General features: G+C 53.6%; 18 protein-coding genes. 15 read left to right on the forward strand and 3 right to left on the reverse strand.

Going from position 1 to position 22,215, the window contains the following annotated elements; genetic code table 11:
- Positions 1 to 12 precede the first annotated feature (12 nt).
- From HNQ64_RS11500 to HNQ64_RS11550, 11 genes are all read left to right on the forward strand, one after another.
- The gene (locus HNQ64_RS11500; RefSeq protein WP_184208642.1) at positions 13 to 1,482 is read left to right on the forward strand and encodes an NADH-quinone oxidoreductase subunit N; all 1,470 of its coding nucleotides are present in this window, start codon (positions 13 to 15) and stop codon (positions 1,480 to 1,482) included.
- 68 nt (positions 1,483 to 1,550) lie between these two features.
- Entirely contained in the window at positions 1,551 to 2,417 is an 867-nt protein-coding gene (locus HNQ64_RS11505) for an alpha/beta hydrolase (protein WP_184208644.1), read from the forward strand.
- Positions 2,418 to 2,454: 37 nt separating this feature from the next.
- Entirely contained in the window at positions 2,455 to 3,333 is an 879-nt protein-coding gene (locus HNQ64_RS11510; RefSeq protein WP_184208646.1) for an SMP-30/gluconolactonase/LRE family protein, read from the forward strand.
- Positions 3,334 to 3,724: 391 nt separating this feature from the next.
- Positions 3,725 to 4,843 (forward strand): hypothetical protein, encoded by a 1,119-nt coding sequence (locus HNQ64_RS11515; protein ID WP_221305422.1) that lies wholly within the window; start codon positions 3,725 to 3,727, stop codon positions 4,841 to 4,843.
- A gap of 60 nt (positions 4,844 to 4,903) precedes the next feature.
- Positions 4,904 to 6,628, forward strand: coding sequence for an SGNH/GDSL hydrolase family protein (locus tag HNQ64_RS11520; protein ID WP_221305423.1), 1,725 nt, complete (start codon positions 4,904 to 4,906; stop codon positions 6,626 to 6,628).
- A gap of 52 nt (positions 6,629 to 6,680) precedes the next feature.
- Positions 6,681 to 7,667 carry a phytoene/squalene synthase family protein gene (locus HNQ64_RS11525; protein WP_184208649.1) on the forward strand — a complete coding sequence of 329 codons (987 nt, stop codon included), beginning with the start codon at positions 6,681 to 6,683 and terminating at the stop codon, positions 7,665 to 7,667.
- Between the two features lie 4 nt (positions 7,668 to 7,671).
- A complete protein-coding gene (locus tag HNQ64_RS11530; RefSeq protein ID WP_184208651.1) occupies positions 7,672 to 9,048 on the forward strand; it encodes a polysaccharide deacetylase family protein in 1,377 nt (458 codons plus the stop codon).
- A gap of 133 nt (positions 9,049 to 9,181) precedes the next feature.
- The gene (locus HNQ64_RS11535; protein WP_184208653.1) at positions 9,182 to 9,433 is read left to right on the forward strand and encodes a hypothetical protein; all 252 of its coding nucleotides are present in this window, start codon (positions 9,182 to 9,184) and stop codon (positions 9,431 to 9,433) included.
- A gap of 68 nt (positions 9,434 to 9,501) precedes the next feature.
- Positions 9,502 to 10,407, forward strand: coding sequence for a LysR substrate-binding domain-containing protein (locus tag HNQ64_RS11540; protein WP_184208655.1), 906 nt, complete (start codon positions 9,502 to 9,504; stop codon positions 10,405 to 10,407).
- Positions 10,408 to 10,566: 159 nt separating this feature from the next.
- Positions 10,567 to 13,293: a DUF1592 domain-containing protein gene (locus HNQ64_RS11545; RefSeq protein WP_184208657.1), complete on the forward strand. Its 2,727-nt coding sequence runs from the start codon at positions 10,567 to 10,569 to the stop codon at positions 13,291 to 13,293.
- A 73-nt stretch (positions 13,294 to 13,366) separates the two neighbouring features.
- Positions 13,367 to 14,134, forward strand: a complete 768-nt coding sequence (locus tag HNQ64_RS11550; RefSeq protein ID WP_184208659.1) for a hypothetical protein — start codon at positions 13,367 to 13,369, stop codon at positions 14,132 to 14,134.
- Positions 14,135 to 14,370: 236 nt separating this feature from the next.
- Here HNQ64_RS11550 and HNQ64_RS11555 read toward each other — a convergent pair whose 3' ends face one another.
- Complete coding sequence (locus HNQ64_RS11555) at positions 14,371 to 16,143, reverse strand: alpha/beta hydrolase-fold protein (RefSeq protein WP_184208661.1); 1,773 nt, start codon at positions 16,141 to 16,143, stop codon at positions 14,371 to 14,373.
- 136 nt (positions 16,144 to 16,279) lie between these two features.
- Between HNQ64_RS11555 and HNQ64_RS11560 the strand changes: the two genes are divergently transcribed.
- From HNQ64_RS11560 to HNQ64_RS11575, 4 genes are all read left to right on the forward strand, one after another.
- Positions 16,280 to 17,329, forward strand: coding sequence for an ABC transporter substrate-binding protein (locus HNQ64_RS11560; protein ID WP_184208663.1), 1,050 nt, complete (start codon positions 16,280 to 16,282; stop codon positions 17,327 to 17,329).
- Positions 17,330 to 17,362: 33 nt separating this feature from the next.
- Positions 17,363 to 18,127: an ABC transporter permease gene (locus HNQ64_RS11565; RefSeq protein ID WP_184208665.1), complete on the forward strand. Its 765-nt coding sequence runs from the start codon at positions 17,363 to 17,365 to the stop codon at positions 18,125 to 18,127.
- The gene (locus HNQ64_RS11570) at positions 18,114 to 18,896 is read left to right on the forward strand and encodes an ABC transporter ATP-binding protein (protein ID WP_184208667.1); all 783 of its coding nucleotides are present in this window, start codon (positions 18,114 to 18,116) and stop codon (positions 18,894 to 18,896) included. The genes HNQ64_RS11565 and HNQ64_RS11570 overlap by 14 nt, the downstream gene beginning before the upstream one ends.
- Positions 18,897 to 18,985: 89 nt before the next feature.
- A complete protein-coding gene (locus HNQ64_RS11575) occupies positions 18,986 to 20,242 on the forward strand; it encodes an NAD(P)/FAD-dependent oxidoreductase (RefSeq protein WP_184208669.1) in 1,257 nt (418 codons plus the stop codon).
- On the opposite strand, the gene HNQ64_RS11580 is transcribed toward HNQ64_RS11575, so the two are convergent.
- Together HNQ64_RS11580 and HNQ64_RS11585 are read right to left on the reverse strand one after the other, a co-directional pair.
- A complete protein-coding gene (locus HNQ64_RS11580) occupies positions 20,218 to 20,625 on the reverse strand; it encodes a hypothetical protein (protein ID WP_184208671.1) in 408 nt (135 codons plus the stop codon). The two genes, HNQ64_RS11575 and HNQ64_RS11580, sit on opposite strands and share 25 nt — an antisense overlap.
- A gap of 64 nt (positions 20,626 to 20,689) precedes the next feature.
- Positions 20,690 to 22,210, reverse strand: coding sequence for a sulfatase family protein (locus tag HNQ64_RS11585; RefSeq protein ID WP_184208673.1), 1,521 nt, complete (start codon positions 22,208 to 22,210; stop codon positions 20,690 to 20,692).
- Positions 22,211 to 22,215 lie beyond the last annotated feature (5 nt).

Raw genomic sequence — 22,215 nt, forward strand, 5'->3', positions numbered from 1 at the left:
CTCTCCTGATCCATGTCCGTTTTCTCCGTCGAAATCTTCTTGGTTGTTTTTGGTCTCGCACTTTTGTGCCTTGAGGCCTTCGTTCCTACTTTGAATCGCCGCACGCTCGCGGGGATCAGCATCGGTGGCGTAGCGTTGGCTTTCATATTGTTCGTTTTCGCTTCGAAATCGGCCACAGATCTCCCTGCATTTGTTCAGCCTTACCACCAATTGGATACCTTGGCCGTGTTTTATAAGGGCTTTGCCTTAGTCATCACACTTTTGGTGCTTTGGCTGACGGTTGAAAGCTCTGCTTATCTCACAAAGTTTACCCCCGGTGGTAACTACAGCGAGTTGTTCAGTTTACCTATTTTTGTCTGTGTGGGCATGATGTGGATGGCATCTGCTAAAGATTTGATCACCGTTTTCGTTTCTCTGGAACTGGTGACCGTTTCGTTTTACGTCCTGGTCGCCTTTGCTCGCAAGAGCAACTTGGCTCTTGAAGCCGGCGTAAAGTATCTGATTTTGGGCGCTCTAAGCACTGGTGTCTTGGTTTACGGTATCGCTTGGATTTATGGCGTTACGGGTGCTCTTAGTTTTGAAGGTATTGGCGCAGCATTGGCTCTCCCAGCGACTTCCAAATCTGCGGCCCTGTTAGCTGCTGCATTTTTGCTTTCGGGTCTGGCTTTTAAAGTGGCTGCTGCACCTTTCCAAATGTGGGTGCCTGATGTTTACCAAGGGGCGCCGATTCCTGTAACGGCGTTTCTTTCTGTCGGCTCTAAAGCCGCTGGTTTTGTCGTTCTCACACGCACCGTGGAAGCCTTTGTTGTTAAGGGTTCAATCATTGCTTCCGAAGTGCAGGGACTGCTGATTGTGGGGGGGGCGTTGACGATTTTACTCGGTAGCTTGCCTGCTATTTTTCAGACCAGCGTAAAACGTTTGTTGGCTTACTCCAGCATCAGTCATGCGGGTTATTTGCTGCTCGCTCTGGGAGCAGGCTCTGCTCGTTTTGACCTAAATCCAGGGGGTGTCGTTGCTTTTTATCTGGCGACTTATTTGCCTATGACCGTTTTAGGTTTCCTCGTGTTGGCTGTTCTGCGTGCACATGGTGGTGGTGAAGATTTGCAGGATTTCCGAGGTTTGTCCAAACGCAGCCCGTTGCTGGCTCTGGCCATGACTCTGGCTCTCGCCTCGTTGGCGGGTTTGCCATTGACAGCTGGTTTCATGGGGAAACTCTTTGTGTTTACCGGGCTTGTGGATCAAGCCGCTTGGGGGGCTCTCGTCTGTGCTGTGATCGGCGCGGCTACAGGGTTCTACTACTACTTCCGGGCTATCTTGGTAATGTATACAAGCGATTCTCAGAAAGCTGATCTCTTAAAGCTTTCCGTTGGTACAAAAATTGGTGCTGCTGCCCTCGCGGTGGTGATTGTGGTGATCGGGGTTTACCCGAAGCCTCTCCAGCATCTCCTGATGCCGGCAACGGTTTCGGTGGTTGCTCACTGAGTTTTTGGAAGAATTGAGAGATTGTGAATGCAACAAGCGTCGTTGAGAGACGTTTGTTCACGCTCTTTATGAAGTTCTCCGTCGCTTGTCTGTTTCTTGCTCTCAGTTTTAGTCTCCACGCTGCCCCCCAGGATGACCAATATGTCTTGGGGCCAGACTCCCAAGTACAATCGGGAGTGCCGCAAGGGAAGGTGACCCAAATGCCGGCTTGGACTGAGTCTAAGATCTTTCCGGGGACCTCCCGAGATTGGTGGGTGTATGTGCCTGCCCAGTATTCCAAAGAGAAGCCAGCCTCGGTCATGGTCTTTTGTGATGGAGCGGGTTTCGTAAAACCTGACGGCCAGTTTCGCGCTCCAGTGGTCTTTGATAACCTGATTGCCAAAGGTGAGATGCCAGTCACGATCGGCATTTTCATTCAGCCCGGCTCCTTCCCGAATAAGGATCCGAAGGTGAAGGCCCGCAGCAATCGCAGCTTTGAATATGATTCTTTGGGTGATCTTTACGCCCGTTTTCTACTGGAAGAAATTTTGCCTGCTGTGGCGAAAGACTATAATCTGAGCAGCAACCCTGACGACCGAGCTATCTGTGGAAATAGCAGTGGTGGGATCTGTGCCTTCACGGTGGCGTGGGAAAAACCAGATTCATTTCGCAAGGTGGTGAGTCACATTGGGTCTTTTACCAATATTCGTGGTGGCCATGTTTACCCTGCTTTGATTCGGAAGACGGATAAGAAGCCTCTCAAAGTCTTTTTACAGGATGGAAAAAACGATCTGGATAACCAATTCGGTAATTGGCCTTTGGCGAATCAAGACATGGCTGCGGCATTAAAATTTGCCGGCTATGATTACCAATTTGTGCTGGGTGAAGGAACTCATAACGGCAAACATGGGGCTGCCATGTTGCCTGACACCCTGCGCTGGCTTTGGAAAAAATAGGTGGGTTATTTTGACTCAACATTTGGTTATTCACTTTATGAAATATCTCGCTTTTTTGTCTTTAGCTTTCTTCCCCTTGCTGTCCTTTGGTCAGGACACCTCGTTGCATGAATACCTCAGCGATGACCAGCCCTGGAAGGAAGCAGTCTCGGGTTATACCTTTACAGATGGCCTTTGCACTGATGCTGCAGGCAATTTGTTTTTTACCGATGTAAAAGCAGGCAAGGGCATCTACAAGCTGGATGTCGTGACGGGCAAAACGGATTTATTCCTGGATAATCTACCTGGTATCAGTGGTCTCCAAATCGGCCCTGATGGGCGTTTTTATGCCTGTCATAATCGGGAACAACGTATCATCGCCATCACGATGAAAGGTGAAGTGGAGGTGCTCTTAACAGGCGTGAAGTGCAATGATCTTGTGGTCAGCAAAAAGGGGCATTTGTATTTCTCGGAAACCCCGACACAGCGCATCCATCTCATCACCCAAGATAAGAAGCATCTCATCGCAGATGAAGGCCATGTGGCGAAGCCGAATGGCATCACTATATCTCCGGATGAAGCGACATTGGCTGTTTCGGAGCATGGAGGTAAGCATGTGTGGACTTGGCGGATCGAAGAAGACGGCACCCTTACTGGAGGCGCTCCATTCATGACCATGTGGTTGCCAGTGGGAAAGGAAACGGCTGCTGGAGATGGAGCAACCACGGAATCTAAGGGCCGCTATTTCGTCACGACGGACTTGGGCATTCAGATCTTTGATCCGGCGGGTCGTCTAGCGGGTATCATTGCTAAGCCTGTGATGGATGGCAAAATCGTCAGTGCGGAGTTTGCAGGTAAAGACCACGATCTTTTGTATGTCGCGTCAGGGGATAAGATCTTCAGCCGCAAGCTTAAGGTGAGCGGTTACTTTCGTTAAAAGGGACACTTCCGTTTGAGAAGACCTTACCGGTGGCTCCACGAAGGAACGGGTGTTTGGGTAGCGTATCTTGAAAATGCGTTACCTCTTTCTTCTGATTGCTTGCAGCCTTGGTTCTATTTTAGCGCAAGAGCCAGCCAAAAAATTGCTAGCTGGAGCGGCTATCAGTAATATCACTCCTTCTATTGGTGGAGCTATTGTGGGAGGCTTCTCCCCTTTTCCGTCCACGCACATTCATGACGATTTGCATGCACGTTGCCTCGTACTCGATAATGGTGAAAAACGCTTGGCCATTGTGGTTTGTGATCTTCTGGGTGGAGCTAGGCAGATGTTTGATGAAGCTGCAAGATTGATCCAAGTCAAAACGGGTATTCCCCGTGAGTGTGTTCTGATGTCTGCCACCCACACGCACTCTGCCAGCAGTGCTTTGAGCGAAAATCGCTATTCGCTGGATGAGCCTCTGAGTGAATACCAGACCTTTGTTGCTGGACGCATCGCTGATGGAGTAACTCGTGCTCTCAATAACCTTACTACTGCACAAATCGGTTGGGCTGTTGGGCAAGAGCCGGATCAGGTCTTCAATCGCCGCTGGTTTATGAAGGAAGGGACGGTGCCGCCCAATCCTTTTGGCGGGATTGACAAGGTGAAAATGAACCCACCTCGAGGCGCGAATTTGGTCAAACCTGCCGGGCCCACAGATCCAGACGTATCTGTAATATCTCTCCAAACTCTTGAGGGTAAACCTTTGGCTGTCCTGGCGAATTATTCCCTTCATTATGTGGGGGATGTAGGCCCTGGGCATATCTCAGCTGATTACTTCGCAGTCTTTTGTGATCGTTTGCAACAGTTGTTAGGCGCAGATCGGCAGGAAGTGCCTTTCGTGGCTATGTTAAGCAATGGCACCAGTGGTAACATCAATAACAACGATTATTCGAAACCTGCGGACAAAGCCGGCCCCCCTTATAGTAAGATCCGGGCGGTGGCGGATGATGTGGCCAAGGTTGCCTTTGAGGCAATCAAGGGAATCAAATATCAGACCTGGGTGCCTTTGGATTCACGCTTCAGCGAACTGAAGTTGGAAGCTCGCCGTCCCACAGCCGAGCAATTGGCGCGTGCAGAGGCGATCTTGGCTAAACCACGTGTGCTGGGGGGCAAGAATTTATTGGAGGTGGTGTATGCGGAGAGGACGCTGAAGCTGCGTGATGTAGCGCCTCATATTGATCTACCGTTGCAGACTCTACGCATCGGTGAGGCGGGCATCTGCGCGATTCCCTGTGAGACTTTTGTTGAAACTGGGCTTGAGATCAAATTGAAAAGTCCGTTTCGACCTTCGTTTACCCACAGCATTGCTGGGGGTTATTATGGTTATTTGCCGACGCCTGAGCATCATCAACTGGGCGGGTATGAGACTTGGCTGGGAACGAATCGGCTCGAGGTCCAAGCCAGCACGAAGATCACACTTAGGCTTCTTGAAATGCTACAGAGCATGAAAGGCTTCGGTCCTCCTTGAATGTTTAGAAAGACCTGTGAGATCTTGTGAAGGAGCCTTCATTGTCCTGACTATTTCTTGATGGTTGCTGGTTTCTCAGTCCGTATTGCCATCCTCATCATGCGTGCCTTTTTATTCTCTTGTTTGTGTCTTTGTCTGCTGCCTTTGCATGCTGCTTTGCCGGAGGCACAACGAATTCTTTTTCTGGGGGATAGCATCACCTATGCTGGCACTTATGTGCAGATCATTGAGGCGGCGCTGGTGGCCCAGCATCCGGAGGAGCGTTATCAGATTCTGAATCTTGGATTGTCGAGCGAGACTGTTTCAGGATTGTCGGAAGACGGGCATGCTGGGGGTAAGTTTCCTCGACCTGATCTGCATGAGCGACTGGATCGTGTGTTGGCTAAGATCAAACCTCAGCTCGTCGTCGCCTGTTACGGAATGAATGATGGCATCTACTATCCGTTAAGCCCAGAGCGATTGAAAGCCTACCAAGAGGGCATGAAAAAGCTGCGGGAAAAAGTCATGGCCATTGGAGCTTCGATCATTCACCTTACTCCTCCTGTTTTTGACCCGATGCCGATTCAAGCGCGTGTTTTGCCAGCAGGATTGAAAGATTATCCTCAGCCATATTCAGGTTATGATGAAGTGTTGGCCGCATATGCCCAGTGGCTGCTGGACCAGCGTGGTGCAGGGTGGCAGGTCCTGGATGTGCATGGGGCGATGACCAAGGCGCTAGCTGTCGCCCGCCGTAGTCAGGCGGACTTTAGTTATTCTAAAGATGGTATTCACCCCAATGCTGCGGGGCATTTGGTGATGGCTGGCCCTCTTCTGGATCAGTGGGGTTTAATGGTGACGGCGGATGGCCAACCTGCACACGTGAATGGAGCGGCTATTTTTGAAGCAATTCAGAAAAAGCAAAATTTGTTACGCGATGCCTGGTTAACGGAAACGGGGCATAAACGCCCTGGCGTGAAGGTGGGGCTGCCTCTGGCGGAAGCGGAAGAACAAGCCGCTGTACTGGATAAAAAAGCTCGTGAGCTGGCCCATGTTTCCACCGCGCAGGTGCTTCCTGGAACGACTTCGAACTGGAATGGCTACACTAAGAACGAATTCACCGTGGATGGGAAAATGGTCTCTGTTGTCGTGCCTAAAGTGGTTGCACCGGGCAAGCCCTGGGTATGGCATGGCGAATTTTTTGGCCATAAGCCTGCGCCTGACATTGCTCTGCTGGGGAAGGGCTATCACATCGTGTACATGAAAGTGCCGGACATGCTGGGCTCTCCACCAGCGGTGAAGCACTGGAATGCGTTGTATCAAGAGCTCACGACTCAGCATGGCTTCAGCGCCAAACCTTCTTTGGTGGGGCTAAGTCGTGGAGGTTTGTATTGCTACAATTGGGCGGCTGCAAATCCTGATAAAGTTTCCTGTATCTATGCGGATGCACCGGTGTGTGATTTTAAAAGTTGGCCTGGAGGTAAAGGGAAGGGGAAGGGGGACCCTAAAAACTGGGCGCTAATCCTGAAACTGTGGAGGTTTAAAGATGAGGCGGAAGCTTTGGCCGCCAAGGTGAATCCGGTAGATCAACTGGAACCGCTGGCTAAAAACGGAGTGGCGCTTTTGCATGTGTATGGCGATGCCGATGATGTAGTGCCGTGGGAAGAAAATACAGGTGTCATTGCCCAGCGCTACAGGGCTCTCGGCGGCAGCATTACGCTTATTGCCAAACCAGGGGTGGGGCATCACCCGCATGGATTGGATGACAGCCAGCCCATTGTGGATTTCATTTTGAAGCACACACGTTGAGTCTGGTTTTTGTGCTGGAGCATGGGGACCTTCGGCCCTATCAGAGTCTATCATGACGGATGAATCCCTTCACGAGCGCGAACTTGGCGGCCAGTTGTTGGCTTCTGTATCACGCTCCTTTTACCTGACGCTGAAAGCTCTACCCCGGGAATTGCGTGAGCCGATCTCTCTCGCCTATCTCTTGGCCAGAACCGCAGACACCATTGCTGATACGGCGGCGGTGCCTGCTGAAGTGCGTTTAAACTGCCTGCGGGATTATGAGAGGCTGGTGCAAGGACAGGGAAACGCGGTGAATCCCTTGGCGGAGACAATCCAGACACGGTTTGTTTCCCTTCAAGAAGATGAGGCTGAAAGGCGCCTCATGGAGCGTTTTGCTGATGGGGTGGCGTGGTTGGGAACTATCGGCGAGGTTCCGTTGAAGGCCATTCGAGAAGTCTTGCACCATATCATTCAAGGGCAGATTTTGGATATCCAGCGATTCCCTGATGATGGTGAGGTTCGGGCGCTGAACAATGAGGCTGAGCTGGATGAATACACTTGGCTTGTCGCTGGGTGTGTGGGGGAGTTTTGGACAGAAATGTGTGCGGCTGAAAAGCCCGATTCGCTTGATTCGCGGGTTTCAATTGAGCAAATGAAAAGCTGGGGAGCCGATTTTGGCAAGGGGCTTCAACTCATCAATATCCTGCGGGATGTGGGGGAAGATGGGCGTGACGGCCGCTGTTATCTTCCGGGTGGATTGCAAGGTGAGGCGCAGCTGAAGGCTGCGTGGTCTCACTGGCTAGTCATTTGCCGCCAGCGCTTGCAGTGTGGGCTCCTGTATGTGCAACATGTCAGCGATGGAAAGCTGCGTTATGCCACTGCCTTGCCTTTATTGTTAGGTGCAAAAACGGTGCGACGCATGGAGGCTGCTAGTTGGGAGCAGGTGCAGCAAGGGATTAAAATCAGCCGATTGGACGTGGCTATGATTCTAGCGGAAGCGGCAGTTGCCTGCCGGAAGCCTGAGAATTTGGAAAAGCTGTTCGTTAAATTGGCGGGATGATCACATGGCTTTCTCTCAAAAGGTAGATATGCGTCAAGGTTGCATTTTCGTTCTGACGTATGTAGCTCTGGGCATGCGATATTTCGCGCTTACACTTTCCCTCATAGGTTTATTAGGAATCACGGCCTGCAAACGGATCGAATCCAAATTGGATCGTCTTGCGAGGGCTGCGGGCATCACGCAAGATCCACCACCTCCCCCTAAGGTAGCGGAACCAGTGCTCACTCCAGAACAGGAAGCGATGGAGAAACGTTTGCAAGAAAGCTCTGTGTTTGAGGCTGCAAAAGCGGAGGATCTTGTGCCCAAGGCTGTAGCTTTCGAGTTAAATAAATCTGCGGTGGTTTCTATTTTGGGGTATCATGATTTTAAAGAACGTGGCGGTAGCCCGATGATCATTGCTGCCTCAAAGTTTCGAGAGCAGATGAAGGCCATTAAGGATTCTGGTATTCCGGTGGTTCCTCTCAGTGATGTTTTAGCTTGGCGTAAGGGATTGAAGAATATCCCGGAAGAGTGTCTTGTAATCACGATGGATGATGGGTGGGAGGGGGTATATACCTATGCTTACCCGGTGCTTAAAGAGTACGGTTTCCCCTTCACTGTATATGTCTATAAAAAGTATGTTAACATAGGTGGGCGCAGTTTGAGTTGGGAGCAAATTAAGGAGATGATGAAATATGGCTGTGAGATCGGTAGCCACAGTGTTTCTCATGAAAGTCTGCGTGCGAAAAAAGGACGCAGCGAGGCAGAGCATCTTCAGTGGGTCTTGGCTGAACTGAAAGATTCGAAAGAATTCCTTGAGAAGAATCTCGGCAGGCCCTGCACCAGCTTTGCCTATCCTTTCGGGATCTTTGATGACGCAATGGCGGAAACGGGGCTGCAAGTGGGCTATGAAACTCTGGTGACGGTCAATAGCCAAAAAGTAAATTGGGATACTCCGATGGGTAAAATCGGGCGCTTCATCATCCACGGGGAAAGCGATACGAACTTCAAGCTAGCCACCAGTTTCCGAGGTCGTGGGGATGTCACATCGAATCATTTCATCAAAGCGGATGCTAAAGATGCCGAAGGTCATCAACTCATCACCTTGAGCCCCGCACCGGAGGAAGTCATCACGGAGCGCAGACCTACAATCAAGGCTAGTTTGACTCGTGTCGGCACGGTGGTTCCGGAGAGTGTGCGGCTGCGGATCGCCGGTTTAGGGCCTGTGCCTGCTGTGTATGATCCAGCCAGCATGACTGTCAGTTATCGTTTGCCTTACCGCCTGCGCCGGCAGGACTGCGCGGTTACTTTGAGCTTTAAGAGAGCGGAGGGAATGCCAGATGAAGTGGTGACTTGGCGGTTCAAACTGGACCTTGAGGCCAGTTACCTCCCCCAGTCCTAAACGAGAGTTAAAGAGCGAAAATCTCCGAGATTAAGTTTAACCTACGATGTGTAAAAAGGTTTAACCTTTGATTGACACGGGTTTAGTTTCCTTAAACTGTAACTAGCTTAGTTCTATTCATCCAACATAACTTATGGCCAGTTCATCCCTTCCTTCTGTTGATCAACTCACCCGCGCTCTGGAAATCACCAAGCAAATTGAAAGATTGCAGGCTGAATTGGCCTCAATCCTCGGTGGCGATAGCAAAGCCGCCAAGAGACTGGCTAAGGCTGATAAAGTGGATGGTCGCAAAACGCGTATCATGTCTCCTGAAGCCAAGGAAAAAATCGCTGCCGCCCAGCGCCTCCGCTGGGCTAAGCAGAAGAAGGCTGACAAAAAAGTCTAATTGAAAGAGGGCCAGACTCCCTCCCATTTTCTTGCCTCACGAAGGCTCCAAGCGTAATGCCGTAGATCATGGATCTGCGGCATTTACGTTATTTTCAAGCTGTGGCGGAGGAGTTAAGCTTCTCTCAGGCTTCCCGTCGTCTGCACATTGCCCAGCCAGCCCTTTCGCGGGCTGTGCAAGATTTGGAGAGCGAATTGGGGACTCGGCTTATTGAACGTGATCGCCGCACTGTGGCCCTCACCCCCGCTGGAGCGGTCTTATTGCATGAAACGGCCCTTCTTTTAGAGCGCTTTGAGGAGTCCATGCGTCGCGTGCGGCGGACGGCATCAGGTGAGGAAGGCGAGTTACGCCTGGGCTACATTGGCCCACCTACGCAGTGCTTTCTGGGGCGCTTATTGCATGACTACCGGTCGCGTTATCCTCAGGTGTCTGTGCACTTGGAAGAAAGGACGCCGGAGCGTGTCTGGGAAATGGTGGCGAAAGGTCGGCTTTCGGTGGCGATTACCCGGCCTCTCCCTGGGCAGGGGGAACGCTCTTTGGAAACATTGCTTTTACGCAAGGAGCCGTTAGGCATCGTGGTGCCTTTAGATCATCCTCTGGCAGCTCGCGAATCCGTGACTTGGAAGATGCTGGCTCAGGAGTCTTTGATTGTCCTGGCTCGTCGGGAAGGGGTGGGGTTGCATGACGAGATCCTAGCGGCTTGCCGTGCGGCAGGTTTTACCCCACGCATCGCTTATAGCCCTAGCTTAATGGGGACAGTGCTCAGTTATGTGGAAGCGGGCGCTGGAGTCGGGATCGCGACGGATAGTGTGGCCGCAGTCTCCATGTCGCCCTCGTTGCGGTACTTAAGTGTTACACCAGAGCGCACGGTGCCGTTGGTGCTGGTCTGGAATCCAGAAGAAGATCCACCGCCTGTCATCGCTTTTCGGGAATTGGTGGGGGAGTGGTTAGCTGCTGGGCGGTTGTGGGAGTGAAAGCCAGAGCTTCAGGCTCACCGTGGGGGATCAATACCTAACGAAGGCAAAACTGGAGGATCCGAAGACAATTCACACTCTGGGAAATCTCCTGGCCGGACGGTGCGTATTGGTTATGAGTGTCGTTTGATGCTACGGTTCTTCCCCCAGACCCTTTCCATGCAATTTCCCCGTCTTTTTACTCTTCTGTTGGTTCTTCCTGTCGCAGCTCCTGCGGCTGAGGCGTTGGCTACACGTGGCCAGGCAACCTATGAGCAGAAAATCAAACCGATGCTGGAAAAGTTCTGCTTTGACTGTCACGCCGATGGCATGGACAAAGGCAGCTTCACCTGGGACAAGCATACTGACTACACCTCTCTGCGTGGGGACATGAAGTTTTGGGATCATGTGCGGCAGCAGATTGTCACGCATGTGATGCCGCCCGAGAAAAAGGACAAGCCCAGTCTCCAAGAGCGGGATGAAATGGTGGCCTGGATAGATGATGCCATCTTTTGGTTTGATCCCACGAAGCCGGATCCTGGCCACATCACCTATCGCCGCCTGAACCGCACGGAGTATAACAACACGGTGCGTGATCTACTTTACGTGGATAGCCGTCCTGCTCGCGAATTTCCGCCTGATGACACCGGTTACGGTTACGACAATATTGGCGATGTCCTCAGCCTTTCTCCCATGCTGATGGAGAAGTACCTGCGTGCCTCCCGTGAGGTGGCTGAAGATGCTATGGATACCCAAACTCCTGGCCATGCCGACCTGGAGATTCAAGGGCGCAAATTCTACAAACAAAAAGGGGAAACACGTGAGGATGGCACTCGTCGTTGGTTTTTCGCGAATGCTGAAGTGTCTCAGAAATTTGGGGCACCCGCAGATGGCAATTACACGGTGACCCTGCATGTCGCAGCGACTGAGGCGGGAGGAGAGCCCGGGAAAATCGGGATGAAACTGAATGGCAAGGATGTATCCACCTTTGATGTCACCAAGCGCTGGAAGGCGGAGCAGCCTGAGTTCCAGGAGATCACCTACACCCTGGCTCTGAAAGCAGGAGAGTCTAAGCTTTCCATCGCCTTTTTGAATGATTTCAGTGACGACAAAAACCCGGATCCCGCCAAGCGCGATCGCAATGTGGTGCTGGACAAGGTGGAGATCAAAGGGCCTCACAGCCTGCTGGCTCCCCGTGGCAGCCGTTTCCTGCGCTGGCTGCTGGACGGCAAACCAGTCGGACTGCCTGCAATCCAGCTCACAGGTGAAGACCTGGAAAGCGGTCAGGGCAACGCCAATCGAGACACGGGGGGCATCGCCCTGGCCAGCAGTGGTTACGTCAAACATCCGCTGCAACTGACTAAGGCGGGCAAGTATCGCATCACGGTGAAAGCAGGTGCACAACAGGCTGGGGATGAGCCTGCGAAATTTGATGTGCGCATCGCTGGTAAAACTGTCGGGGCTTTCTCTGTCACGGCCAAGAATCAGGCCCCGCAATGGTTCAGCCTGGATACAGATTTGCCAGAAGGTAGCCATGAGATCCAGATCTGGTTCCTCAATGATTTTTATGATGAAGCTACCAAAGCGGACCGCAATCTGTGGGTGCATCAGGTAAAGCTGGAGGGGCCTGTGGATCAAGGTGGGGCCTTGGCGGCAGATGCCGTCCCTGCATTGGTGGAGAAGATGGGGACGCGACTTTTCCGCCGCCCCATGAATGCCGATGAGAAGACGAAGTGGCAGACGTTTGCCGAGCTCGCCATCAAGGAGGGTGAAAAACCCCTCGGTGCCTTGAGTTATGTTCTGGAAGGGATGCTGGTATCGCCTTCGTTTCTTTTCCGTGGTGATCCACAACCAACCGGGACTGTGGCTGATGGCTCGGCCTTGATCGATGAGTATAGTCTGGCTGCACGCCTGTCTTACTTTCTCTGGTCGGCCCCCCCCGATGACGCTTTGCTGCAACTGGCGGCGAAAGGAGAGCTGCGTAAAAACCTCCCAGCTCAGTTGACCCGCATGATTGCAGACTGGAAAGCGGCTGCATTGACGGAGGACTTCGCAGGTCAGTGGCTCCAGCTTCGGGATATGGACATCGTCTCTCCTGACACACGGGCTTTTCCTGAATGGAAGGGCGGCATCGCCTTCAGCATGAAACGGGAAAGTCAGATGTTTTTCGACCACATTCTGAGGCAGAACCGCAGCGTGATCGATTTCCTCAATGCTGACTACACCTTTGCCGATAAGAAGCTGGCGGAATGGTATGGCATCAAAGATTTCAAAGGCGAAAAATTTCAACAGGTTTCACTTCAAGGGACCCCACGCGGAGGTATCCTGACTCAGGGCAGTGTGTTGACACTGACCTCTGGCCAGACCCGCACCTCTCCAGTCAAGCGAGGCAAGTATCTGCTGGAAAACATTCTGGGTACCCCACCACCGCCGGCTCCGGGTGGGATTCCACCTCTGGATGAAACCAAGGTTCGCAAATCGAAGATGACCTTGCGTGAGCAGTTCGCCGAACATCGTGCCAATACTTCCTGCGCGGGCTGTCATGCCTTTCTGGATCCTATGGGTTTTGCGTTTGAGCATTACGATGCCATCGGTCGTTATCGTGAAAAAGAAAAGGATCTGCCCATTGATGCCGCTGGCACCCTGGTGCGTGGCCAGTCTTTCCAAAACATGACGGAACTGCGCACGATTCTGGCCCGTGACATGGCCGATGATTTCACCCGGAATCTGGCAGAGAACATCCTCACCTTCGCCCTGGGCCGCGGCCTGGAGCACAGCGACAAACCTGCGGTGAAGGAAATCGTGCGCCGCACCAAGGAGGGGGAGTACAAGTTCCATTCGCTGATCCTTGCTGTCGTGGAAAGTGTGCCTTTCCAAAAGATGCGTGTGGGTGCCGAGGCGGAGTGACCGTTGCGCTGCCGCCTCATCCTCGCTATGCATGCTGTTCAGGAGGCTGTCTCTCCTGAGCAAACTTCCTTTCATGTCTGATACCCCCGCTTCCACCACTCAGGGCCGCGTCATTCGCGCTGCTCTCATCATCTTCCCCTTTGGCACGGTCATTCTGGGCATTGCCTCCTTTGGCATCTGGTGGACGAAAAAGGTGAAGGTGGAGGAGCGCGGCTACAAGTATGCCCTGGCTCTGCGACGTGATCTGACTGAGGCCGGCCTGCAGCGGCATGTGGACATCCTCAAGGATGTCATGGCTCAGCCGGACTCTCAGAAGATCCCTGCGGTGGCAGCTTATCTGGAGTCCAGCATGGGGGCCGAGAACATGGGCTATCAGGTGCGAAGGGTGCGTTTCCAGAAAGAGTCTCTTGAACTTGCCAATGTGGATGTGGAACTGACGGGCAAGACGCGCTTCCGCGAGGTGGTGCTTTTGCTGGTGCCGTATGGCGATCCGGCCCGTCTCAACGCCGAAGTCCATTCCATCGCTTTGCTGATGTCACTGGCCCATGCCATCACGGGTGAGGCTGGTTCGCAGACTCTGCGTCTGGCTGTGGTGCCGGTGGGGGCTGAGAAGGGTGCCATCGAACGTTTTGTCTCTGCTGCCCGTGGTAAGGATGAGCGCTTCATGCAGGTGCTAGTGGCGGGTGCTCCTTCTGAGGAAACAATCAAGGCCCTCAACGAAGCCTTTCGTGTGCAGGAAACAGGCACCGTCATCACGGCCCTGCCTGAAACGGTGGACACACCTACTACACTGGCCGCCGCGCAGGCTCTGAAGGCCCGGTTGCTGAAAGCGGTGGAGTAGGGTGGCGGGGTCTCGCTGATCGAAGACTGGAAGCGTCGTTTGGGGAAAAGGGCCGCCTTTGCGGACGGGCCTTTTGCGTGCTGCGACCACCCCCTCACCTTGGCCTCGTCCCCCAATTCTTGGGGGAGAGGGAATGCGCTTTTGGAAGCTCTGGATGAGAGATCAAATGAGGTGTGAAACGCCCTGAAGTTCATCCTGCATAGACAGGCTTCATTTTTTTTAGACTGCTGTAGCGTTTACAGCTTGGGCGGCGCTGGTTTGATGGGGGCCTGCTGACCACTGACGACACCGTGGACTTTCGTCGGGCGTTTGTAGATCGTGTCGCCGCAGGCAATGAAGAGCTCGCTCAAATCCTTGCCGCCAAAACAGACATCGTGGGCGGGTTTTGGTGTGGGGATGATGAAGTTCACCCGACCCGCCTGATCGCAGACCTGGATGCCGAGGGAGGTCGCGACGTAGAGACGGCCTTCGGTGTCCACGCAGAGGCCTTTTTCAGTATCTGGGGTGTCTCCAAATTCATCCAACATCACAAACCCATCGGTGTGCCTGACTTGCTGGTCTTTTTGAATTTGTCCCATAGCAACTCGATTGGATTTTGAGCCAGAAATATAAAGCATGGTTTGGTCTGGGCTTAGTGCGATCCTGCCTTTGCCAAAATTTTCTTGTTCTGTGAATGGATCTACCTGCCACTCAGTGCCTCGATATGTGCAGACGTAGCCTGCTGATCCCAAATTTCCCCAAGCAAAAAGGCGGTCATCCGATGTGATGGCTAAGCTTTGAATGTTATCCATGAAGTAGTGAGGCATGGCCTCAAATATGCCTTTCTCGTTGATGCTGATCATCTGAGTCTTTGCACATACCATGTCGTTCAAGACAGCAATTAGATGACCATGATGGTTAATGGTCATTGCAGGGAAGCCCCCCAATCCCGTTTCTACTTCGTATCGTGGAGAAATGTGCTCTCCTATCTTAAGCTGCATGAGGTTTCCTTGATTTGTAAAAAGGACCGTGCCATCAGCCATCGAAATTAATGGCGGATAGAAATCTATAAACATAGTTTTTTTCAAGTCAGTCACTACGGGGTGCCAGGAACTTTCATTGACCACCTCATACCCCTTCCACTTCGATTCTGCCTTGGGGTTTGCTTTCACTTCGATGTCGGTTTGCCAGTCGCGCCAGAGCCAGCGGAGGACGTCGGGAAAGATCTGGGTGGCATGCTTTTGGTTATGCCCGCCTTCACCCCAGGCGTGGTTGACGTCATAACCGGCCCAGGTGAGGCTGCGTTCCATCATCTGATTGGCCATCCACCAGTCGCCGCAGTAGAGGTTGTTGTCGCCAGTGCCGCTTTGCAGGTAGATGCGCAGGGGTTTGGGTTCGATTTTGCGGACGAGCACGGGGAGTTGATCCGCCCCATGGATGCCGACGTAGGTGCCGACTCCAGTGAAGACGCGGCGGAAGCGGTCGGGCCGATGCCAGGCAACCATGAAGGCGCAGATGCCGCCGCTGCTGTTGCCTGAAATGGCGGCGTGATTGGGATCTTGGCTCAGAGAAATGGAGTGCTTTTTCTCGAGGGCGGGGAGGAATTCTTCGATGAGGAATTTCGAATACGTGGGGGTGATGCTGTCATATTCGTAGCTGCGGTTGAATCGGGGCAGGGCATTGTCATTCGCAGCCGGGACGACGCCGGGTTTGATGAAGATGCCGACGAGGGAGGGGATGTCCTTTTTGGCGATGAGGTTATCAAACACCACTGGGGCTTGGTAGATGACACCATCCTGAAAGACCATGAAGTGGACGGGCTTGGCCTTATCAAAACCCGCCGGCAGGTAGATCTGATATTCGCGGACAGTGCCTGGGAAGACGCTGCTTTCAGGAGCGGTGTAGCTGTCCTTGATCAGCGTGCCTTTGGCCACGGCAGCCTGCGGTTTTGAATCTGCCGTAAGGGGAAATTCTGGCTCGGCAGCCAGAATGTGCAGGCTGAAAAAGAGAAGCAGCAGGGAGTGTTTCATAAACGAGGGTGACCTTTAAAGCTGAACGGTAACGGGACAAACTTTCTCCAGAGGTTTTAGCCGTGATGCCGTTTGGGCATGAAGATGATGCTAGAATGGGATTATATTATCAATGGGGATGATGGATAAACAGGGGATGAAACTTCTCACCGCAACCTTTCTCTTTGGAAGCCTATGGCTGGCTCTCATCACGGGGATGCACGGCAAGCTCAATTTGAAGTGGTTTGCCATTCGTGCCCCCGGGGTGTCAACCACTGAGAAATACAAGATCGGTTTCCTGCCCGTGACCTGTCACCTGACCTGCCCGGTGACGGATTTCATCAACAAAGAGACGACGGGGGATGGCATCTTTGAACCCGTGCGCTTCAACGGCTGGCCGGAGCTGAAGGAGGCCTATCTTTCCGGCTATACGCCTGCGACTTTCATCCTCGCACCCATGGCGATCGCTCTTCGTGAGCAGGGTGTGCCGATCAAGATCGTGTATCTGGGGCACCGAGATGGCAGCGCGGTGATGGTGCACAAGGATTCGAAGATCTACCGGATGGAGGATCTGCGGGGGAAGAAGGTGGCGGTGCCGAATCGTTATTCCAACCAGCGGCTGCTGATCTTCCGCGCGCTCAAGCAGGCGGGAATGACGGTGAAAGACATCGAGCTGGTGGAGATGCCTCCTCCCGACATGCCTGCTGCTTTGTATTCAAAAGCGGTGGATGCCATCTCTAGCGGCGAGCCTTTCATGGCCCAGACTGAACTGGATGGTTATGGGCGAGTGCTTTGGCTAACCAAGGATGTGTGGCCAAATTTTATTTCCTGTGTGCTGGCCGTGCATGAGGACATGATCAAGAATGACCGCGCCGCAGTGCAAAAGCTGGTGGATGGCATCGCCAGCAGCGGCAAATGGCTGGATGAAAAAATGGACCACCGCATGGATGCTGCACAGTTCGTTTCAAAAAATTACTACAACCAGCATCCGCGCTTGCTGACCTTTGTGCTGAGCAAGCCGCCAGACCGCGTGAAATACACCAACCTGGCCCTGAGGAAGGCTGATTTTGAAGAGATTGAAGAACTCGGAAAAGATGCAGGCATTGTGACGGGCAGCGCCCGCTTTGAGGACTACACCGATGTGTCCTTTGTACCGGATGAGTCCCTCGTGAAGCCTTATGTCTTTGAGGGTGTGGGTAAGCCATGAGGCCGCTGACACAACGCTCTTTTATTTTATCGCATGAATAAGTCTCTCCGTGGCACGCTGTTGCCCGTCCTCACTGCTTTCTTCTTCTTGGCGCTCTGGCATGTGCTGGTGAAGCTGTCTGGAAGCGATCTTTTCCCCACGCCGTTGGATGTTGCCAAAGGCATCCAAGAGCTCTTCGAAAAAGGTCTATTGCTGAAATACATTGTGGCCTCGCTGTTCCGCGTGAGCTGGGGATTCATGCTGGCGGTGGTCGTGGGGGTGCCTCTCGGTCTGGCTCTGGGCTGGTTCCGCCCGGCTTATGAGGCACTGAATCCGATGATTCAAATCATGCGCCCCATCTCGCCCATCGCCTGGATCCCCGTGGCGATTCTTTGGTTCGGCATTGATGACACTGCACCAGTCTTTCTCATCTTTTTGGCCAGTGTCTTCCCTATCACGGTCTCCTCCATGGCAGCCGTGCAGAACATGCAGCTCGTGTATCTGCGTGCGGCACAGAACTTTGGCGTGCAGGGGTCACAACTGTTCCGCCGGGTCATTCTTCCCGCAGCCCTGCCTCAGATCATCACCGGCATCCGCATTGCCCTGGGCATCGCTTGGCTGGTGGTGGTAGCGGCGGAGATGATCGCTGTGAATAGCGGTCTGGGTTATTTGATCATTGATGCGCGCAATGCTGGCAAACGCTACGACCTGGTGGTCGCTGGCATGGTGATGATCGGCCTGATCGGGCTGGTGCTGGACCTGCTGGTGCGGCAGTTGGAGAAATTCGATGAAGTTCGCTGGGGTTATGGACAACGCTAAAACACTTATTCAAGTCCGAGATTGCTGGAAGTCTTTTCCAGGGAAGTCCGGGGAGATGATCCACGTGCTGGAGCGCGTGAATCTGGACGTCTATGAGGGGGAGTTTCTGTGCATTGTCGGGCCCTCCGGCTGTGGCAAATCCACTCTGCTAAACATCATCGGTGGATTTATCAAAGAGACTCAGGGGGAGGTACGCGTGGATGGCGGACCTGTGCTCGGGCCTGATCCCAAGCGCATTTTTGTCTTCCAGGAAAATGGCGTCTTCCCCTGGCTGACGGTGGAGGAGAACGTAGGCTTTGGTCTCATGTCCCGCCCTGCGGCTGAAAGGGAGGAGCGGGTGCAGCACTACATCGAGATGGTGGGCCTGAAAGGCTTTGAGAAAGCGTATCCGCGTGAGCTTTCCGGCGGCATGCGCCAGCGTGTGGAAATCGCCCGTGCGCTGGCGGCAAATGCGGACGTGCTTTACATGGATGAGCCTTTTGGTGCTCTGGACTTTTTGACGCGTCTGAAAATGCGCGCGGATCTGATCCGCATCTGGCAGACGGAAAAAAAGACCGTCCTGTTTGTCACGCATGACATCGAAGAAGCGGTGCAGCTAGCCGACCGTGTGGTGGTGATGAGCCGCCGTCCGGCGACGGTAGCGGAGACGGTGACTGTCGATCTGCCGCGTCCCCGCGATCTGGATGCGCCCGGGTATCTGGCCACGCGCGACCGGATCTTTGCCATCATGGGCATGGATGTGCATAGTGGCGGCGACTTATCGCATTAAAGCATCACGATGATGCGTTAATGGAATCATAGTTGCATGATTTGCAGTCGTAATGATTGATGAACCTCAACTAAAAGCAGTCCTTTTTCATGAATTCCCAATACGACGTCTTGATCATCGGTGGTGGCCCCGCTGGAGCCAGCGTGGCCACGATTTTGGCTGAGCATGGCCACCGGGCTTTGGTGATAGAGCGCGCTAAATTCCCCCGCTACCACGTGGGTGAGTCCTTGATCCCCTTTACCTTTGGCCCATTAGAGCGGCTGGGCATGATCCCGAAAATGAAGAAGAGCCACTTCATGAAGAAGTACAGCGTTAGCTTCGTGCAGCCAGATGGCCGTCGCTCGCAGCCCTTTTATTTTCACACTCGTTATGACAAGGAGACCGTTGCGCAAACCTGGCAGGTGCTGCGTTCTGAGTTCGATGAAATGCTGCTGAATAACGCCCGCGACAAGGGTGCCCATGTGAGGGAAGAAACGACGGTGGTTCAGCTTCTGAAAAACGACAGCGGTCATGTCATCGGTGTGGAGGTCAAAAACAAAGATGGCAGTCTGGAACAGTTGTATGCCAAGTTGGTCATCGATGCCTCAGGCAAGGAGGCTTTTGCCTCCAGTCGCCAAGGCTGGCGAGTGGGTGATCCTTACCTGAACAAGGTGGCCATTTGGACCTATTACAAGGGATCCAAACGCGCGGAGGATTTGGATGAAGGTGCCACCACCATTGCCTTTGTGCCTGACAAGGGTTGGTTCTGGCATATCCCGCAGCACAATGACATGGTGAGTGTGGGCATCGTGGCTGAGGGCAAGTATCTAACGCGCGATGGCTTCCGCGATCCGGAGGCGATGTTCCAGCGTGAGATCGAGCAAAACCTGTGGATTAAAGAGCATCTTTCCACAGGGGAATGCACGGGGGAATATTGGCTGACGAGCGAGTATTCGCGTCATTCTAAATATGGCTCTTCGCCAGGACTGCTTTTGGTTGGAGATGCTTTTGCTTTCCTGGATCCTGTCTTCAGCAGCGGAGTCATGCTGGCGCTGAAGAGTGGGGTGCTGGCGGGAGATGCTGTTCATGAAGCCCTGGTGGCCAATGACCTGTCACCGGAACGTTTTGCTGACTATGGCCGGCAGATCCGTGAGGGCGTGGAAAACATGCGCAAGCTGGTCTATGCCTTTTACGATCCTAACTTTTCTTTTAAGGATGTGGTGATGAAGTATCCAGAGGCGGGCGCCGAGCTGACTGATTGTCTTTCGGGGGACTTAAACAAGGACTACACCCTTCTTTGGAACCGCATCCGCGAGTTTGTAAAGCTGCCTGACGACCTGCCTTACGGGCTGCCTTTGGCGGCCTGAGCTTGAGTTTGTTTGACCGTGTAAACGAGGGCCAAAAAAATCACAATGGCTGTTAGGCCGATCAGATTTTCTCGCCAAGACGGTGGGAAAATTAGAACGTAACCTGCGTCCTTCACCAAGGCCGCGAAACTGCTGACGCAGAAGGGCATGAGGAAGAGACGAAAGGTCACCCAGGGATCCATGCGGTTTTTTTGACCACCCGCTGGCCGTGTGCTGATGATGAGGGCCGCACCGATGATGCCACTGAGGCCTAGGGAGGTGAGCCAAATGCGCGGGCGTGAATCAAAGTGGCCTATGACATTGACTGTGTACCAAATGGCATAACACCATAGGATGACTCGCCCGCTGGTGAGGTCTCGCAAATAATGAAGTAGCCTGTGCATGATTAAGAGTGCAGCATGACAAAGGCCATGCCGTCAAACCACATCTGAAAACTAGACTTGCAGATCAAGGGCGAGTGCGCCCGGCTTCGCGAGCTTTGCGTAGAAAATCGCCGAATTCCTGGACCTTCTCAGGCAGCTTTTCAGCGAGGTTGTTTTGTTCGGCAGGATCCTGGCTCAGATCATAGAGTTGGACTCGATTGCCGCCGCTGTCTTTTTTGGCGGCTGCTTTGCCATAGCCACCTTTGCCTGCCTCCATGAATTTCCAGTTTCCGTGGCGCAGGGTGAGCGGTGTTTTGGTGCCTCCGACGTGGAAGATGGCATGCTCACGGGCAGTCTGGCTTTCACCCAGTAGGGCAGGGAGGACATTGAAGCTGTCCGGGGCGGCGTCAGCAGGCAGGTTGATGCCTGTTAGGCTGGCCAGCGTGGCGGGCATGTCCACATGGGCGATGAGGGCTTTGTTCTCACTGCCAGCCTTGATTTTACCCGGCCAGCGGGCAATGAAGGGCACGCGATGGCCGCCCTCAAAGAGGGTGCCTTTGGTGCCGCGCAGGGCTCCGTTCATGGCATGGACATCGGCGGGGCCATGATCCTCATAACCGTCATCCCAGACACCGCCATTGTCGCTGGTGAAGATGACGAGGGTATTGTCGGCGATGCCGCGTTTTTCCAAAGCGGCCAAGACCTGGGAAACGGTGTCGTCCAATTCGTGAATGGCATCACCACGGGCACCCAGAGTGCTGCTGCCAACGAATCGTTCGTTAGGCACACGCGGCACGTGAATGCCATGAGTGGCGAAGAAAAGGAAGAACGGCTCTTGGGTGCTTTCCTCGATGAATTTGACGGCTTGTTTGGCGAAGGTATCGGCCATGTCCTCATCGCGCCAGCGTGCGGCCTTGCCTCCAGTCATCCAGCCGATGCGACCCACCCCATTCACGATGGTCATGTCGTGCCCGTGAGTATGTTTCAGCTTCAGCAGGTCCGGGTTCTCCTGGCCTGTTGGCTCGGTGCCGACTTTGGCTTTGTAGCTGACGCTGATGGGATCGGCAGGGTCCAGGCCTACGATGCGGCGTTGGTCCACATACACGGTGGGCACACGGTCGCCGGTGGCGGCCATGATGAAGGAGGAGTCAAAACCCAGGTCGAGAGGGCTGGGTTTGATGTCGCCATTCCAGTCCGGCCCGCCTTCACCGCCCAGTCCCAGATGCCATTTGCCGACGATGCCGGTGCGGTAGCCCGCCTGCTTCAGCAAGGAGGCCACGGTGACGGTGCCAGGCTCAATGGTGATCGCGGCGTCGCCAGGGGCGATGCTGGATCCTGGTTGCTGCCGCCAGGAGTAGGTGCCCGTCAGAAAAGCACGACGTGTGGGGGTGCAGGTGGCAGCGGGGGAGTGGGCATCGGTAAAGCGGCAGCCCTGCGCGGCCAGTTTGTCCAGCGTCGGTGTCTTCACCAGCTTGGCTCCATAACAGCCGAGGTCCCCATAACCGACGTCATCGGCCATGATGAATAGGATGTTAGGCTTGCTGGTTTCAGCCGCTGCTGCACTCAGGCAGGCCAGGGCAAAGATGGGAAGAATTCGGCGAATCATGGAGC

It is taken from the genome of Prosthecobacter dejongeii (genome assembly GCF_014203045.1).
Classification (GTDB): Bacteria; Verrucomicrobiota; Verrucomicrobiia; order Verrucomicrobiales; family Verrucomicrobiaceae; genus Prosthecobacter; species Prosthecobacter dejongeii.